This is a genomic window from Pseudoxanthomonas mexicana (assembly GCF_046736355.1).
GTDB lineage: Bacteria > Pseudomonadota > Gammaproteobacteria > Xanthomonadales > Xanthomonadaceae > Pseudoxanthomonas_A > Pseudoxanthomonas_A mexicana_B.
In genome coordinates this window covers 1,263,444-1,279,680 of record NZ_CP157201.1, presented here as the reverse complement: position 1 = coordinate 1,279,680, position 16,237 = coordinate 1,263,444, and the positions used below count along the sequence as shown (strand labels likewise).

The 16,237-nt window shown below is 70.3% G+C and carries 16 protein-coding genes and 1 pseudogene; 9 read left to right on the top strand and 8 right to left on the bottom strand.

From position 1 onward, the window contains the following. Positions 1–17: 17 nt before the first annotated feature. The 3 genes from AAG688_RS05765 to AAG688_RS05755 form a co-directional block, all read right to left on the bottom strand. Entirely contained in the window at positions 18–1,280 is a 1,263-nt protein-coding gene (locus AAG688_RS05765; protein WP_411834404.1) for an NAD(P)/FAD-dependent oxidoreductase, read from the bottom strand. Positions 1,281–1,289: 9 nt separating this feature from the next. Continuing rightward, positions 1,290–2,540 (bottom strand): DUF418 domain-containing protein, encoded by a 1,251-nt coding sequence (locus AAG688_RS05760; RefSeq protein ID WP_411834402.1) that lies wholly within the window; start codon positions 2,538–2,540, stop codon positions 1,290–1,292. Between the two features lie 130 nt (positions 2,541–2,670). Then, positions 2,671–3,150 (bottom strand): FKBP-type peptidyl-prolyl cis-trans isomerase, encoded by a 480-nt coding sequence (locus AAG688_RS05755; RefSeq protein ID WP_411834401.1) that lies wholly within the window; start codon positions 3,148–3,150, stop codon positions 2,671–2,673. Between the two features lie 159 nt (positions 3,151–3,309). On the opposite strand from AAG688_RS05755, the gene AAG688_RS05750 reads away from it, so the two are divergent. The 4 genes from AAG688_RS05750 to AAG688_RS05735 all read left to right on the top strand — a co-directional run bounded on the left by AAG688_RS05750 (position 3,310) and on the right by AAG688_RS05735 (position 6,304). Then, on the top strand, positions 3,310–3,801 hold the full coding sequence (locus AAG688_RS05750) for a C40 family peptidase (RefSeq protein ID WP_411834948.1): 492 nt from the start codon (positions 3,310–3,312) through the stop codon (positions 3,799–3,801). A gap of 134 nt (positions 3,802–3,935) precedes the next feature. After that, positions 3,936–4,754 carry a C40 family peptidase gene (locus AAG688_RS05745; protein WP_411834947.1) on the top strand — a complete coding sequence of 273 codons (819 nt, stop codon included), beginning with the start codon at positions 3,936–3,938 and terminating at the stop codon, positions 4,752–4,754. A 223-nt stretch (positions 4,755–4,977) separates the two neighbouring features. Beyond that, positions 4,978–5,382, top strand: a complete 405-nt coding sequence (locus AAG688_RS05740; protein ID WP_411834400.1) for a hypothetical protein — start codon at positions 4,978–4,980, stop codon at positions 5,380–5,382. A gap of 34 nt (positions 5,383–5,416) precedes the next feature. Continuing rightward, positions 5,417–6,304, top strand: a complete 888-nt coding sequence (locus AAG688_RS05735; protein WP_411834398.1) for a bile acid:sodium symporter family protein — start codon at positions 5,417–5,419, stop codon at positions 6,302–6,304. A gap of 30 nt (positions 6,305–6,334) precedes the next feature. On the opposite strand, the gene AAG688_RS05730 is transcribed toward AAG688_RS05735, so the two are convergent. After that, complete coding sequence (locus AAG688_RS05730; RefSeq protein ID WP_411834397.1) at positions 6,335–7,663, bottom strand: dicarboxylate/amino acid:cation symporter; 1,329 nt, start codon at positions 7,661–7,663, stop codon at positions 6,335–6,337. 267 nt (positions 7,664–7,930) lie between these two features. On the opposite strand from AAG688_RS05730, the gene AAG688_RS05725 reads away from it, so the two are divergent. Then, positions 7,931–9,628, top strand: a complete 1,698-nt coding sequence (locus AAG688_RS05725; RefSeq protein ID WP_411834396.1) for an alkaline phosphatase — start codon at positions 7,931–7,933, stop codon at positions 9,626–9,628. A 73-nt stretch (positions 9,629–9,701) separates the two neighbouring features. Here the strand turns inward: AAG688_RS05725 and AAG688_RS05720 are convergent, their stop codons facing one another. Beyond that, entirely contained in the window at positions 9,702–10,151 is a 450-nt protein-coding gene (locus AAG688_RS05720; protein WP_411834946.1) for a CopD family protein, read from the bottom strand. Between the two features lie 256 nt (positions 10,152–10,407). Here AAG688_RS05720 and AAG688_RS05715 point away from each other — a divergent pair, with 256 nt between their 5' ends. Then, positions 10,408–11,025 carry a class I SAM-dependent DNA methyltransferase gene (locus AAG688_RS05715; protein WP_411834395.1) on the top strand — a complete coding sequence of 206 codons (618 nt, stop codon included), beginning with the start codon at positions 10,408–10,410 and terminating at the stop codon, positions 11,023–11,025. Between the two features lie 87 nt (positions 11,026–11,112). Next, positions 11,113–12,351, top strand: a pseudogene (locus tag AAG688_RS05710) (polyhydroxyalkanoate depolymerase); the annotation flags it as partial. 75 nt (positions 12,352–12,426) lie between these two features. Here the strand turns inward: AAG688_RS05710 and AAG688_RS05705 are convergent. Next, positions 12,427–13,341: a sensor domain-containing protein gene (locus AAG688_RS05705; protein WP_411834394.1), complete on the bottom strand. Its 915-nt coding sequence runs from the start codon at positions 13,339–13,341 to the stop codon at positions 12,427–12,429. Continuing rightward, positions 13,338–13,703 carry a PadR family transcriptional regulator gene (locus AAG688_RS05700; protein ID WP_411834393.1) on the bottom strand — a complete coding sequence of 122 codons (366 nt, stop codon included), beginning with the start codon at positions 13,701–13,703 and terminating at the stop codon, positions 13,338–13,340. Before AAG688_RS05700 ends, AAG688_RS05705 begins: the two co-directional genes overlap by 4 nt. Before the next feature lie 152 nt (positions 13,704–13,855). Here AAG688_RS05700 and AAG688_RS05695 point away from each other — a divergent pair, with 152 nt between their 5' ends. Beyond that, positions 13,856–14,764: a peptidylprolyl isomerase gene (locus AAG688_RS05695; protein WP_411834392.1), complete on the top strand. Its 909-nt coding sequence runs from the start codon at positions 13,856–13,858 to the stop codon at positions 14,762–14,764. Positions 14,765–15,094: 330 nt separating this feature from the next. Here the strand turns inward: AAG688_RS05695 and AAG688_RS05690 are convergent, their stop codons facing one another. Continuing rightward, positions 15,095–15,478: a hypothetical protein gene (locus AAG688_RS05690; protein WP_411834391.1), complete on the bottom strand. Its 384-nt coding sequence runs from the start codon at positions 15,476–15,478 to the stop codon at positions 15,095–15,097. 274 nt (positions 15,479–15,752) lie between these two features. Here AAG688_RS05690 and AAG688_RS05685 point away from each other — a divergent pair, with 274 nt between their 5' ends. Then, entirely contained in the window at positions 15,753–16,226 is a 474-nt protein-coding gene (locus AAG688_RS05685; RefSeq protein WP_411834390.1) for a YciI family protein, read from the top strand. Positions 16,227–16,237 lie beyond the last annotated feature (11 nt).

The following is a 16,237-nucleotide window of genomic DNA, read 5'->3' as shown; positions in this document are numbered from 1 at the left end:
GCCGAGCAAGCTCGGCTCTACAGCTTACGGACGCCAAAGCGCTCCATCCGGTACGGCGCCGGATCGATGGCCGGTGCGCGTCCGCAGATCAGGTCGGCCATCAACTGGCCGCTGGCCGCGCTCATGCTGATGCCGAGCATGCCGTGGCCGGCGGCGATCCACAGCCGCTCATGGCCCGGTGCGCGGCCAAGCACCGGCAGGTCGTCCCAGGTCATCGGCCGCCAGCCGTACCAGCGTTCCTCCACCACCGCGCCCACCGGCTCGCGCAGGTATTCGCGCGCGGCGCGCTCCAGCGCGCCCAGCCGCACCGGGTTGAGGCGGGTGTCGTGGCCGGAGAACTCCATCGTGCTGCCGAGCCGGAAGCCGCCGTCCCACGCGGTCACGCAGACCGAACGGTCCTTCAGCACCAGCGGATGCGCCGGCACCCGCGCCGGCCGCGAATAGGTGATCGAATAACCCTTGCCCGGCTGGATCGGCAACCGCAGGCCCAGCCGGCGCGCGAACGCCGGCGACCACGCGCCCAGCGCGATCAGCGCCTGCCTGCCGCGCCATGCGCGCCCCGCGCCGCGCACGCTGGCGCCGGTATCGTCCACGTGCAGATCGTCGATGCCGGCCTCCTCCTCGACGATGCCACCGCGTTGCCGCACCGCCCGCGCCAGTTCGGCGACATAGCGGTCCGGACGCAGGCGCGCATCGCCGGGGAAGCGGATGGCGCCGGCCACGCCCGGCAGCAACGCCGGCTCCTGGCGCAGGTATTCGTCGCCGCCGATGGTCTCGCTGGCGATGCCGAATCCGCGCAGCGCCTCGCACTCGGCCGCGTAGCGATCGAAGTTGCCGCGCTGGCGGAACACGTAGTCCAGCCCGCTGGCGACGAACTCGCAGTCCAGGCCGTAGTCGGCGACCCAGGCCTCCAGCCGCGCGCGCGAGTCGTTGAGGATGGCCGCGCGCGCCTGCGTGCTGGCGCGCCAGTCGCGCGGGTTGCAGCGCGCGGAGAACCGCAGCAGCCAGCGCCACAGTCCCGGGTCGATGCGCGGCTTGAGGTAGAGCGGCGCGTCCGGCGTCAGCATCCAGCGCAGCGCCTGCGCGATCACGCCGGGCGCGGCCAGCGGCGGCGCGTGGCTGGGGGTGATGGTGCCGCAGTTGCCGTGCGAGGCACCGCCGCCGGCGCGGCCCGCTTCCAGCACGCGCACGCCGCGGCCGCTTTCCAGCAACGCCAGCGCGGTCGCCAGCCCGATGGCGCCGCCACCGATGATCAGTACGTCGTCGGGCGCAACGTCCACGCGCCGGCGCTAGGCGGCGCGCCGCCGCATCGGCGGCCGCTGCAGGTAGGTGGCCGCGCGCCACAGCCATTCGGCCGGGCCGAACTGGAAGCGCCGCAGCCACCAGCGACTCAGCATTACCTGCAGGGCGAACAGCGCCAGCACGAACAGCGGCTGCCACGCGCGCGGCAACTGCTCGAAATAGCCCAGCCCGTAGCCGTAGAAGATCAGCGTGCAGATCAGCGACTGCAGCAGGTAGTTGCTCAGCGCCATCCGCCCGGCCGGCGCCAGCCACGACAGCGGGCGCGCCAGCGCCGGCGATTCCAGCGCGCGCACCAGCCAGGCCGCGTAGCCCAGGCACATCAGCACGCCGGCCAGCATGCCCAGCGAGAACGCGGTGGACATGCGCAGATCGATGTTGCGCTGATCCAGCGTCGGCATCAGCAGATAGGAGGCGGCCATCAAGGCCAGCCCCGCCGGCAGCGCGATCCAGCGCAGCCGCGCGAACAGGCGCCGGTGCCGCGCCGGCTCGACCATCGCCCCGCTGCGGATCAGCGCCGCGCCGAACAGGAACATGCCCAGCACCAGCGGGCCGAGCATCAGCAGGTTCGACAGGTTCATGCCCAAATCCCTGGCCCGCTGCACGGTCGCCTCGATGAAGCCGCCGGATCCGTAGGCCTGCCGCTGGCCGTCGATCATCGTCGCCAGCATCTCGTTCTGGCCGGACATCAGTTCTTCCCACTGTGCCGCCAGTTCCGGCGTGGACTGCATCAGCGAGCCCAGCGCGCCGAACAGCATCATCAGCGCCAGCGGGCCCAGTATCGCCAGGATCGCCAGCACGATCAGCCCGCGCATCGGCATGTCGCGGAATGCCAGCAGCAGGAACGACACCAGCGCATAGCTGACCAGGATGTCGCCGGACCAGATCAGCAGCGCGTGGATCAGGCCGATGGCCAGCAGCGCCAGGCTGCGCCGCGCGTACAGCCCGGCGAACGGCCTGCCCGCCGCGGCGGCGCGCTGCGCCATCACCACGAAGCCCATGCCGAACAGCAGCGAGAACAGGGTGAAGAACTTGCCCTGCACGAAGAAGTAGATGAGCGCGTCCACCGTGCGGTCGGCGCCGGCCAGGGCCGGATTGACGCCATCCATCGACTCGTACATCGGGCCGACGAAGGACTCGATGTTCATCAGCAGGATGCCCAGCAGCGCGAAGCCGCGCAGCACGTCGAGCCGTTCGATGCGCTGGCCGGCGGCGATCGGCGAAAGCCTCGGTTCCGTCATTGCCCCGATTCCCTTGTGGCAGGTGGCCGCCGCGCCCGGCGGCCGGATGCGGCCCGGCGGGTGCCGGGCCGGCGCCGATTACGGCCTGGATGGATCCACGCGCCGCGGCAACCGCCGCGGGTGGTGCTGATCAGTGGTGATGGCCACCGTCGCCGTGCACGTGGCCGTGGTCAATCTCCTCCTGGCTGGCCTCGCGCACCTCGACGATCTCGACGTCGAAATGCAGGTCCTTGCCGGCCATCGGGTGGTTCAGATCGACGTCCACCACGCTCATGCCGATCTTCTGGATGGTGACCGCGCGCGGGCCGAAGTTGGTCTGCAACACGACCTGCTGGCCGGGGACCAGCTTCTGCGCGCCGAAATGCTTCTTTGGCACGCGCTGGGTCAGGCCGTCGCGGCGCTCGCCGTAGGCGTCGGCCGCCGCCACGTCCACGCCGAAGCTCTCGCCGGCCGCCTTGTCCATCATCGCGTTCTCCAGGCCCGGGATGATGTTGCCGTGGCCGATCAGGATCGCCAGCGGATCACGCTCCCTCGAGCTTTCCAGCGGCTCCTGGCCGACTTCGGAGACGGTGTAGTGGAAACGGACGACGCTGTCTTTGGCGATTTTCATGCTGGACTCTGGAAGGGGCCGCCGGACGGCGGGCGGGAGGCGCGGCTTGTGGACCGCGGCGGAAAGCGGCGAAGATGCGCCGCCATGAAGACCGCGCATTATCGCGGCTTGCCCGCCGCCATGCCACCGTCCGCGCCGCGCCGCGCCCGCCTGCCGGGCATGGTCGCCGTGCTGCTGGCGCTGTGCGCCTGCGGTGGCCCCGGGCAGGCGGTGCGTCCCGCGGCCGCCCCGCCGGTCCAGCGCCACTGGCCGCAGGTGCCCGCGGCGCAGCCGGCCGCCGCCAACGCGGTACTGATGCGCGCCATCGGCCTGGTCGGCACGCCCTACCGCTACGGCGGCAACACGCCCGAATCCGGTTTCGATTGCAGCGGGCTGGTCGCCTACGTCTACCGCGACATGCTGGACCTGAAGCTGCCGCGTACCTCGCGCGAACTGGCGCAGGCGCAGGGGTCGCGCATCGACCCGATGAAGCTGGCCCCGGCCGACCTGGTCTTCTTCGGCAGCCGCGGCCACGTCACCCATGTCGGTATCTACGTCGGCGAAGGGCGCTTCGTCCACGCCCCCAGCACGGGCGGCACGGTCCGGCTGGACCACTTGGACGGGCATTACTGGCGCGATCACTACAGCGGCGCGCGGCGCGTATTGCAGTGAGGATTGCCCGATCCGGGGCTCCTGTCACAGCCGATTAACGCATGTTTAACGTTTTTTGAACCACATGAAGACCATGTGACGGCACACTGCGTCCCATTCTTTCCACCCGTACCCGCCACGTGACGACCGACGACCTGCCGACAGGCCTGCCCGCCGCCACTCCTTCCCTCCGGGGACTGCTCTGCCATCTCTGCCTGCCGGCGCTGCTGGCGGCCAGCTTCGGCGTCGCCGCGCAGACGACGCCGGCCCCGGTTCCGGCGCCGACCGCCGTCGCGCCCGAAGCCCTCGCCGTCGAAGCGCCCGCGGCTTCCGCCGCGGCCAAGGCTGCACCGGTGGCGGCCGCGGCCCCCGTCGCCGTCGAGGCGCAGGGACCGGAAAGCTTCCGCAGCAAGGCCGCGCAGGCCGCCACCGCCACCCTCAGCTCGCTGCTGCCGCGCCTGGCCGCCAGCGACGCGATGCCGCTGATGGACCAGTCGGCGATGCTGGCCGGCGATCTCAGCCGCCTGCTCGCCAGCTACGAACTGCACAAGGCCGGCGGCGACGCCGATGCCGCCACGCCGGCCGCCGAAGGCAAGGTCCAGGCGGTGCTGCGCCGCGCGCTGACCCTGCTCGGCACCCCGTACCGCTGGGGCGGCACCTCGCCGGAGAGCGGCTTCGACTGCAGCGGCCTGGTCGGCTACGTGTTCCGCACCACCCTGGGCGTGGAGCTGCCGCGCGTCTCGCGCGAGATGGCGGTGCAGGCCGACGGCGAACTGATCAAGAGCCGCGACGAACTGCGCCAGGGCGATCTGGTGTTCTTCGGCCTGAAGGGCCGCATCAACCACGTCGGCATCTACGTCGGCGAGGGCCGCTTCCTGCATTCGCCCAGCAAGGGCAAGGACGTGCGCGTGGACACCCTGGCCAGCGGCTACTGGGGCAACCGCTTCATGCAGGCGCGGCGGATGGCGCTGTAGGCCGGATCGGCCTCGCGGCTCCCCCTCTTGCACAAGGCCGCCCTCGGGCGGCCTTCGTGTTTGCGCAGGCGGCAATGTTTCCGTCATCCCCGCGACGGGAGGACGCTGCCGCTGCGCTTTCGCTCGCCGCGGAAGCCCGCGCCAACGCGCCGGGCACCGCCGCCGCTTGCGCATCCACCGGCGTTCGCGCCATGCTGCGGCGGCCTTTCCGGGGAGACTGACGATGCTGCGCACGATACTCGCGGTCCTGGCCGGCCTGATCACCGCGATCGCGGTCATCGCCGGCCTGGAACTGATCGGCATGACCCTGTTCCCGCTGCCGCCCGGCACGCCGCTGGCGACCGAGGCGGACCTGGCCGCGCTGGTCGCCGCCGCCTCCACCGGCAAGAAGATCTGGGTGGTGGCGGGCTGGGCGCTGGGCAGCTTCGCCGGCGCATGGGTGGCGGCGAAACTGGCCCGCCAGCGCGCGCTGCCGGCCGCCCTCGCGGTGGCGCTGTTCATCGTCGCCGGGACGGTGATGAACGCGGTCAGCCTCCCGCATCCGGTATGGATGAACGCGCTGGGCATCGCCCTGCCGTTGCCGCTGGCCTGGCTGGCCGCGCGGCTGGCGCGGCCGCGCCGGCAGTGACGGCCATCGCCGCCGCCCTGGGAGAACCGAACGCATGCAAGCCTCGCTGCTGACCAACCTGCTGCTGCCGCTGGCGCTGGGCATCATCATGTTCGGCCTGGGACTGGGCCTGACCGGCGAGGATTTCCGCCGCGTGGCGCGCTACCCGCGCGCGGTGCTGATCGGCCTGGCCCTGCAGATCCTGGTGCTGCCCTGGGCCGCGTTCGCGCTGGCGCTGGGCTTCGGCCTGCCCGCCGCGCTGGCGGTCGGGCTGATGCTGCTGGCGGCCTCGCCCGGCGGCGCCACCGCCAACATCTACAGCCACCTCGCCCGCGGCGACGTCGCGCTGAACATCACCCTGACCGCGATCAACAGCCTGCTGTGCCTGCTGACGCTGCCGCTGATCCTCAACCTGTCGCTGGAGTACTTCCTCGGCGCCGGCCAGTACGTGCCGCCGCCGACCAGGAAGATCGTCGAGGTCGCGGTGATCATCGTGCTGCCGGTGATGATCGGCATGTTCGTGCGCGCCCGCGCGCCGGGCTTCGCCGCGCGCGCGGAGAAGCCGCTGCGGCTGCTGTCGGTGCTGGTGCTGGCGTTGCTGGTGGTCGCGGCGGTGGCGCAGGAATGGAACACGCTGCTGCAGTACTTCGCCGTGGTCGGCCTGGCCTGCCTGCTGTTCAACCTGGTCAGCATGGGCGCCGGCTACGCCGCGCCGCTGGCGCTGCGGCTGCCCAGGCGCCAGGCCATCGCCATCGCGATGGAGATCGGCATCCACAACGGCACGCTGGCGATCTTCATCGCGCTCAACGTGCTGCAGGACGCGGCGATGTCGGTGCCGGCGGCGATCTACAGCCTGCTGATGTTCCTGACCGCGGCGGCGTTCGCCGCCTGGGTGTCGCGTGGCGCGCCGGCGACGGCGGCCGCTTCCAGCGCTTCCACGTAACCGGCGTGCATCGAACGCGGGCCGCGCCGGCTAGCCGGCCTGCGTTTCCTCGTGGTCGATGCCGACGTTGCTGGACGCGCGCTCGTAGACCTGCCGATCCAGCATGCCGGTCTCCTTGGCCACCAGCACCGGCACCAGCATCTGCCCGGTCACGTTGGTCATGGTGCGCATCATGTCGAGGACGCGGTCGATGGCGTACAGGTAGCCGATAGCCTCCAGCGGCAGGTTGGCCGCGCTCAGCACCACCGTGGCCATCACCACCGCCGTGCCCGGCACGCCGGCGGTGCCGAAGCTGCCCAGCACCGAGGCGATCAGCACGACGAAATACTGGTCGGCGGTCAGCGGCACGCCGGTGTACTGGGCGATGAACACCGCGCACAGCGCCGGGTAGATCGCGCCGCAGCCGTCCATCTTGATGCTCGCCCCCAGCGGCACCGCGAACGCGGCGTAGTCCTTGTCGACGCCCAGGTTGTGGGTGATCGCGCGCATCGCCACCGGCATCGCCGCGAAGCTGGACGAGCTGACGAAGCCCACCTGCATGCCCGGCGCGGCGCCGCGCAGGAACTTCAGCGGGTTGAGCCCGTGCGCCAGCAGCAGGCCGCCGTAGACCACGACGATGTGCAGCGCGCAGGCCACGTACAGCGCCATCACGAAGTTGCCCAGCGGCAGCAGCTTCTCGAAGCCGTAGCTGCCGACCAGCCCGGCGATCAGGCCGAAGGTGCCGATCGGGGTGACCTCCAGCACGAAGCGGGTCACCTGGATCATGATCTCGCTCATCTGCCCGACCAGCCTGCGCGCCTCGGCGACCTTCTCGCCGAGCTTGACCATCGCGAAGCCCAGCAGCGCGGCGAAGAAGATCACCGGCAGGATCGAGCCGCGCCCGGCCGCCAGCACGGTCTCGCCGGCGGCATTGACGCGCGTGCCGATGCCGGTCAGCGCATGGAACGGGTTGGCCGGCACCACGTCCAGCAGCACCCGGATCGGGCTGGGCACGTCGCGCGGCTTCCAGTTCTCGTCCACCGCCAGGCTCAGGCCACCCGCGCCCGGCTGCATGATCGCGCCCACCGCCAGGCCCACGCAGACCGCCAGCGTGGCGGTGACGACGAACCACAGGAAGGTGCGCCCGCCCAGCGCCGCCAGCGACTTCTGCCCGTGCAGCGCCGAGATCGCGTTGATCACCGCGAAGAACACCAGCGGCACCGCAATCATCTTGATCAGGGTGACGTACAGATCGCCGAGCGGGCCGAACCAGGTCTGCGCCGCCGGTCCCATCGCCCAGCCGGCCAGCGCGCCCAGCACGAAACCGGCCAGCACCCGCTGCCAGAACGGAATCTTGAACCACGCGGAAACCAGCTTCATGCCATCGACTTGCCCATGCCCGCAAGGGGCGACGGCGCACGATAGCCCAGACGCGACGGCGGCGCGACGGTGCCGCTGGAATGGCGGCGTGTCATCTGCGGGACGCCGGGCAGCGGTCATAATGGCGGCCTGCGAACCCCGTCGCTCCCGCCATCGCCGTGCCTGCGAAGTGCGCCGTGATGGCCGCAGGCCGCGGATCGCGTCTTCCGGCCCTTGCCGGGACGACGGAGTTCGCAGGCTCCCCGTATACCGCCGCAGGATTCCGCAATGCCCCGATTCCCCCTCGCCGCGCCGCTGCTGGGCGCGACGCTGCTGACCCTCGCCGCCGGCTGCTCGACCGCCCCGGTGCGCCCGACCGCCCTTCCCGCCGCCATCGACGTCCCCGCCGTGGCCCACCCGCAGGGCGAGACGCCCGCCTGGTGGTACCGCAGCGGCGCCGCCCACGCCGCCGCCAACGGCGCGATGGGCGGGCGCGCGAAGAACGTCATCGTCTTCCTTGGCGACGGCATGAGCCTGACCACGGTCGCCGCCGCGCGCATCCTGGAAGGCCAGCGCAACGGCCGACCCGGCGAGGAGAACCTGCTGTCGTGGGAGCGCTTCCCGCACACCGCCTTCAGCAAGACCTACAACACCGATTCGCAGACGCCGGACTCGGCCGGCACGATGACCGCCATCACCACCGGCATCAAGACCCACATGGGCGCGATAGGCGTGGCCGCCGGCGATCGCCACGACTGCGCCGGCAGCCTCGGCAAGCACCTGCTGACCTGGCTGCAGCTGGCCGACAGCGCCGGCCTGGCCACCGGCATCGTCACCACCGCCCGGCTGACCCACGCCACCCCGGCGGCGACCTACGCGCACGTGCCCGATCGCAACTGGGAAAGCGATGCCGACCTGCCGCCGCAGGCGGTCGAACAGGGCTGCCGCGACATCGCCCGCCAGTTGCTCGACACCTCGCGCTTCGGCCGCGGGCCGATGCTCGCGCTGGGCGGTGGCCGCGCCGAGTTCATGCCCGCCAGCCAGCGCGATCCCGAGCACGACGACAAGGTCGGCAAGCGCCTGGACGGCCGCGACCTGATCGCCGAATGGAAGACCGCGCACCCCGGCGGCCACTACGTCTGGAACGCCGCGCAACTGGCCGCCGCGCCTGCGGATGCGCCGCTGCTGGGCCTGTTCGAGCGGGACCACATGCTGTTCGAGCACGATCGCCGCCGCGCCCCCGACGGCGAGCCGAGCCTGGCCGAGATGACCCGCACCGCCATCGCCAGGCTGTCGCGCCACCGCGACGGCTACGTGCTGATGATCGAGGGCGCGCGCATCGATCACGCCAACCACTACGGCAACGCCTACCGCGCGCTCGACGAGACCATCGCGATGTCCGACGCGGTGCGCGCGGCGGTGGAAGCCACCTCGCGCGAGGACACCCTGATCCTGGTCACCGCCGATCACTCGCACACGCTGAACTTCGTCGGCTATCCGGTGCGCGGCAATCCCATCCTCGGCAAGGTGCGCGGCCAGGGCAGCGAGGACGACACCCCCGGCGAGTTCGCCCGCGACCAGCACGGCCTGACCTACACCACCCTCAGCTACGCCAACGGCCCCGGCCATACCGGCGCCAGCAACCGCCAGCCGGCCGGCAGCAAGCGCTTCCTGCACGCGCCCAGCGCGGTCGAACCGGCCGAAGGCCGCCCGGACCTGTCGCAGGTCGACACCGAACACCCGGATTACCTGCAAGAGGCGCTGGTGCCGCTGAAGTCCGAATCGCACGGCGGCGAGGACGTCGGCATCTGGGCCATCGGCCCCGGCAGCGAGGCGGTGCGCGGCACCGTCGAGCAGAACGTCATCTACCACTGGATCGTGCAGGCCGCGCCGAAGCTGCGCGAGCGGTTGTGCAAGGCCGGAACGTGCAACGCCGATGGCGTGCCGGTGGATCTACCGCGGCAGGCCGATTTCGAGAACAGGTGATGCGTCGCGGGACCTGAGCGCGACGCGATGGCCGTGGTCCGTTCCCTCCCCAGCAGCGGGAGGGAACGGGACTTCAGAACGGCTTGGCCAGCACCAGCCAGACCACCGCGACCAGCGCCAGCACCGGTGCTTCGTTGAACAGCCGCAGCTTGAAGGGAGTCGGCAGCGCGCGGCCCTTCTCCACGCCCTTGAGCCAGCGGCCGGCGAGGATGTAGTGCGCCAGCATCAGCGCCACCAGCAGCAGCTTGGCGTGCAGCCAGCCGGTGCCGAAACCGACCATCGTCGGGAAATCCGCGATGACCCGGTAGCCCAGCCACAGCACCACGCCCAGGATCGCCGCCAGGCCGAACATGAGGTGGCCGAAGCGGTACAGGCGCCGGCCCATCAGCACCAGCCGCGACTGCACCTCCGCCTGCCCGGCCGCCTCGGCCAGGTTGATCAGGATGCGCGGCAGGTAGAAGACGGTGGCCATCCAGGCGATGACGAAGACCAGGTGGAAGATCTTGATCCAGAGGTAGAGCATCGCTTCGTCCACGCTGGCTGTCTCCGTCGCTTGCAGGGAATGCGCGGGATTTTCCTTCATGCCGGAAGGGGTGTCCAACGTGCGGTCGGGATGCGCGATGCAGCGCTGGAGGCTGGAGGCTGGAGAACCCCGGATATCGTCATCCCCGCGCAGGCGCAGGAATGACGGACATGAGGGGATCTGAAATGCGCCGGGACGCCGGAGAGAAACGTTACGCTTCCCCAATCCCCAATCCCCAATCCCCAATCCCGACCCAATGACCAAGCAATACGACCGCCACTACTTCGACCACTGGTACCGCCGCAGCGACATCGGCGGCGCGCGGCGGCTGGCGCGCAAGGTGGCGCTGGCGGTGGCCACGGCCGAGTACCACCTGGAGCGGCCGCTGCGCACGGTGCTGGACATCGGCTGCGGCGAGGGCGCTTGGCGTGCGCCGCTGCTGCGCTTGCGGCCGGGGGTGCAATACCTGGGCTTCGACGCCAGCGAGTACGCGGTGGCCCGCTACGGCCGCCAGCGCAACCTGCACCTGGCGCGGTTCGGCGAGTTCCAGTACCTGCGGCCGTGCCCGCCGGCGGACCTGCTGGTGTGCTCGGACGTGATGCACTACCTGCCCACGCGCGAACTGCAACGCGGCCTGCCGGGGCTGGTCGAGCTGTGCGGCGGGGTGGCGTTCCTGGAGACCTTCGCCGCCGAGGACGAGTTCATCGGCGACCACGAGGGCTTCCAACCGCGCAAGGCGGCCTGGTACCGCCGCCGGTTCGCGGCGGCCGGGCTGCGCCAACTGGGCTCGCACTGCTGGCTCTCGCCGCGCCTGGCGCCAGACGCCAGCTCGCTGGAAACCGCTCAAGTCCGGGCGTTTCCGGCCGATGGCTGAACAGGCATCTCGGCGCCTGGAGGCGGATTGCAGTATGCTGCACCGCAACAGCCAAGCGCCAGAACGCTCCTCCGGACAGCCTCGCCCATGACCCTGTACCAGCTCCACGAACTCGGCCGCGCCTGGATGGCGCCGTTGGCCTACATGGCGGAGGCCAATGCGCGGATGTTCTCCACCCCGTCCAGTTGGCTGTCCAACGTGCCGGGCGCCGAGCGCATCGCCGCAGGCAACGAGCTGATCTACCGCATCGGCAAGGACTACGAGAAGCCGGCCTGGGGCATCCACGAGGTCGAGATCGAGGGCCGCTCGGTGCCGGTGGTCGAGTTGGAGGTGGAGAAGAAGCCGTTCTGCCGGCTGCTGCGCTTCAAGCGCTACACCGACGACGCCGAGAGCATCGCCGCGCTGAAGGACGACCCGGTGGTGCTGGTGGTGGCGCCGCTGTCCGGCCACCATGCCACCCTGCTGCGCGACACCGTGCGCACGCTGCTGCGCGACCACAAGGTCTACGTCACCGACTGGATCGACGCGCGCATGGTGCCCACCTCCGAAGGCGACTTCGGCCTGGACGACTACATCGCCTACATCGAGTCGTTCATCCGCCGCATCGGCGCCGGCAAGCTGCACGTGATCAGCGTCTGCCAGCCGACCGTGCCGGTGATGGCGGCGGTGTCGCTGATGGCCGCGCGCGGCGAGCCGCCGCCGCGCTCGCTGGTGATGATGGGCGGGCCGATCGACGCGCGCAGCAGCCCCACCGCGGTCAACAACCTGGCCACGCGCCAGCCGCTTTCGTGGTTCCAGCACAACGTCATCCACACCGTGCCGGCGCCGTATCCCGGGCAGGGACGGCGGGTGTATCCGGGCTTCCTCCAGCATGCCGGCTTCGTGGCGATGAATCCCGGCCGCCACTTCACCTCGCACTGGGATTTCTATTCCGACCTGGTCAAGGGCGACCTGCAGGACGCCGAGTCGCACCGCCGCTTCTACGACGAGTACAACGCCGTGCTCGACATGCCGGCCGACTACTACCTCGACACCATCCGCATCGTGTTCCAGGAATTCCTGCTGCCGCGCGGGCAATGGAAGGTCAGGGGCGAGCGCGTCGATCCTTCCGCGCTGAAGGACACCGCGCTGATGACCATCGAGGGCGAGCTGGACGACATCTCCGGCATCGGCCAGACCGCCGCCGCGCACGACCTGTGCACCGGCATCGACAAGGCCGACCGCGAGCACCTGACCGTCGAGGGCGCCGGCCACTACGGCATCTTCAGCGGCCGGCGCTGGCGCGAGCGGGTCTATCCGCAGGTGCGCGACTTCATCGCCCGCTACGCGGGCTGATTCCACCGGCTTCCAGCCAGCGGCGGGCGGCCGGTTCCCGTGCGGGAAGCCGGCCGCAGCGCAGCGTCAGACCACCGCGTTGCGCACCAGCAGGTGCTTGGCCAGCCAGCCGTGGAACCGGCCGACGCCGCGCGCCAGGTGCAGCGTGGTGAACAGCAGCAGCAAGCCGATCAGCGACAGCACGGGCAACAGCCATGGCATCTGCGCCGGCACGTCGATGCCCGCGAACCAGAGATTGAGATGCATGCCGGGCAGCAGGGCCAGCGGCGCGGCCATCAACGACACCGACACGCTCAGCAGGGTGACCGCGGTCGTGAAATACAAGGTGCCCAGCGGCAGCATCAGCAGCATGTAGCCCATCGCGGTCCAGGTGCGGCCGTCGGTGAACAGTTCCGCCAGCCGCTTCAGCCACGGCTTGTCGCGCTGCGTGTACAGCGGCCGGCGCGGCATGCGCTCGCCCAGCAGCACCTCGACGATGCGGCCTTCCACCAGCGACAGCAGCCGCACCGACATCAGGAACAGCAGCAGCAGCGGGATGCCGATGACCAGGAACAGCAGGCCCGCCGACAGGCTGGCGCCGGTGACCACCCAGCTGAAGTAGAAGATGCCGGTGGCCATCGCCAGCAGCATGTAGAACAGCGCGCCGTAGGTGCGCGGGTCGGCCGCCACGCCGAAGAAGCGTCCCAGCAACGACTTGCGCTTCGGCGGCAGCGGCGGGCGCAGCGCGCGGTTCACCGTCACCTCGGTCTCGCGGTAGATGTCGGCCACCTCCTCCGGCGCGCCGTAGCTGCCGGCCACCGCTGCGATCGCCTCGGCCTCGGACTTGCCCGGGTTCTCCGCCAGTTCCGCGCGCAGGTATTCCTCGGCGTCGTACAGCGCATCCTGGATCAGCGCCTTGTCGGCGCCGGCCAGCGCGGCGCGCAGCTGCTCCAGGTATTGCGGGATGGTGGTCGGCAGCGGGGTGGAAGCGGAGACGTTCATGGTTGTACCCCTGAAAGGACGGAATCGACGGAATCGCGGGTGGCGCGCCAGGCCTGCGCCCAGCGTTGCAGGGTCTGCCGCCCCGCCTCGGTGATGCGGTAGTAGCGCCGCGGCGGGCCGGCCACCGACGGCTCGACGAAGCTCTCCAACAGCGCGGCGCCCTCCAGGTTGCGCAGCACCGGATACAACGCGCTCTGCTTGCCGCTGAGCACGCCGCCGCCGATGCGCTCGAGCTGCTTGGCGATGAGGTAGCCGTACAGCGGCTCGCCGGCATTGGCCAGCACCGCCAGCAGCGCCAGCGACACCGTGCCGGCGCTCAGCTCCTTCTGGAACTTCCGCAGTTGCGGATCGGCCTCGTCCATCGGGGGACCTCGGCAGCTAGGTTGGATTTGATGCTATTGCGAAGTCAGCTATAGCGGATGTGCCGTTAGTCACCGCACCCTGCCCGGCCGCCTTTGCGGTGGAGCGCCCGCGCCGGCGAGAATCGGCGGGCCTCCTTCCTCCGGACCCGGACATGACGCCACGCCTCGCCCTGCTCGCCTGCACCCTCGCGCTCGCCCTGCCCGTCCTGGCCGCCGACCCGCCGCCCTACCGCAGCGCCCAGCAGATCCTCGACGCCTCGCCGGCCGGGGACTGGCGCACGCCGGATTCGGCCAGCACGCTGTACCTGGAGCTGGACGCCGGCCGCGTCGTCATCGAGCTGGCCCCGGGCTTCGCCCCGGCGCACGTGGACAACATCCGCACGCTGGCGCGCGAGGGCTTCTGGGACGGCACCAGCATCTACCGCTCGCAGGACAACTTCGTCGTCCAGTTCGGCGACGCCGACGCCGACGATCCGGCTAGGGCGAAACCGCTGGGTTCGGCGAAGACGAAGCTGCCGGCCGAGTTCGAGCGCGCCAGTGCGGGACTGCGCTTCGACGCGCTGCCCGACACCGACGGCTGGGCGCCGCAGGTCGGCTTCGCCGATGGTTTTGCCGCCGGGCGCGATCCCAAGACCGGCAAGGCCTGGCTGGCGCACTGCTACGGCGCGCTCGGCGCCGGCCGCAACAACGACGCCGACAGCAGCATCGGCGCCGAGCTGTACGTGGTCACCGGCCAGTCGCCGCGCCAGTTGGATCGCAACATCACCCTGGTCGGCCGCGTGGTGAAGGGGATGGAACTGCTCAGCACGATCCCGCGCGGCCCGGATCCGATGGGCTTCTACGCCGATCCCGCGCAGCGCACCCCGATCAAGGCCATCCGCCTGGCCAGCGAAGTGCCGGAAGCCGAGCGCACCGCCCTGCAACTGCTGCGCACCGACACGCAGACCTTCCGCGACGTGGTCGAGGCGCGGCGCAACCGCCGCGACGATTTCTACAAGCGCCCCGCCGGGCACATCGACCTGTGCAACGTGCCGCTGCCGGTGCGGGCCGCGGACAAGTGACGGCATTCGCGGAGGGCGGGAGCCTTCCGCGCATCGTGGCCGCGATGCGCCCGGAACCTCACAAGCACGTCATCCCCGCGAAGGCAGGGATCCAGCGACTTCAAGCCTTCAAGGGCAAAGACACGGGATTCCCGCCTTCGCGGGGATGATGCGAGGGTAGTCTGGGGTGAGAGAGCCAGCCATCGATGGCAGGATAAAATCAGGATGGGTGGGTCAGGCACCGGGCGGCACCAGCCTTAGCGTCGACGCCGTTTCCCGGCAGCCCGGTGGCATGCCGCCAGAACCCTGCGCAGGTTGCACCCGCAACGGCTGCGCGGCCGGGCCAATGCGCTAATGCATGCGGAACGCCACGACGAGCAGTGCGCCGTTCAAGAGCAAGGACGCCTCGTAGAAAACGACGGCTATCCTGTGATGGATATTGGGGGCATGGAGCACGGACAGTCCGGTCCAGCCGACGGTGAACAGCAGGTAGGCGTATTTCGCATACGCCACGTCCAAGCCTATCGCCGCAATCGACAGGAAGTAACCGACCAGCGTCAGCCTGTTCAAAGGCGTGAGCCATCGGTATTTTTCCGAAAGCAGGTCCACCTGCGCTCTTCTGCGCTCGTGTGCTTCCGAAAGATCCCTGGGCAGGCGCCGTACCGTAAGCTCCTGCGCCGCCAGGCTGGCGACGCCTACCAACCCGGTGGCCCAGACGAGCATGAGTTCCTGCATTTCCACTCGCTACCGCCCCGGTCCGCTGTCTGCATCCAGCTTAGCAAACACCATCGTTCGATCCCGGCGAGCGCGACGATGGTTTCCTCTCCCATCGCGTAATTCTTCACGATGCCAGACAACGAGATCACGTGGACGATGCTCCCCGGCCCCTGGTCTTCGCTTCTGTCCCTCCGCTCCCGCCGCTCCTTCGCGATTCCACGCGTTCGCCCCCCTTGCGCCTCCCCGCCATCGCCCTGATAGCCTAACGGTGTCCTTTTCGCGGAACCCTGCCATGAAAAAGCACCTGGTCCTGCTGGCGATGCTCGCGTCCTTCCTCTCCTGCGGCCTCGCATTCGCGCAAACCGCCGACGAGACGCCCGCGGGCTTCGACGCCACGCTGGCCGCCCGCCTCGGCGCTGACGACTACGGCATGCGCGCCTACGTGCTGGTCGTGCTGAAGACCGGTCCCACGCCGATGGCGCCCGGCCCGGCGCGCGACGAGATGTTCAAGGGCCACTTCGCCAACATGAAACGGCTGGCGCAGGAGGGCAAGCTGGCGCTGGCCGGCCCGCTGGACGGCGTGGACGGCTGGCGCGGCCTGTTCGTATTCGCCGTGGCCGATGTCGACGAGGCCAGGCGGCTGGCCGAGACCGATCCGGTGATCCGCAACGGCGAGATGATCGCCGAGTACCACAAGTACTACGGCTCGGCCGCGCTGATGCAGGTCAACGACACCCACGCCCGGATCGCCAGGAAGGGCTTCTAACCGGCGCGACC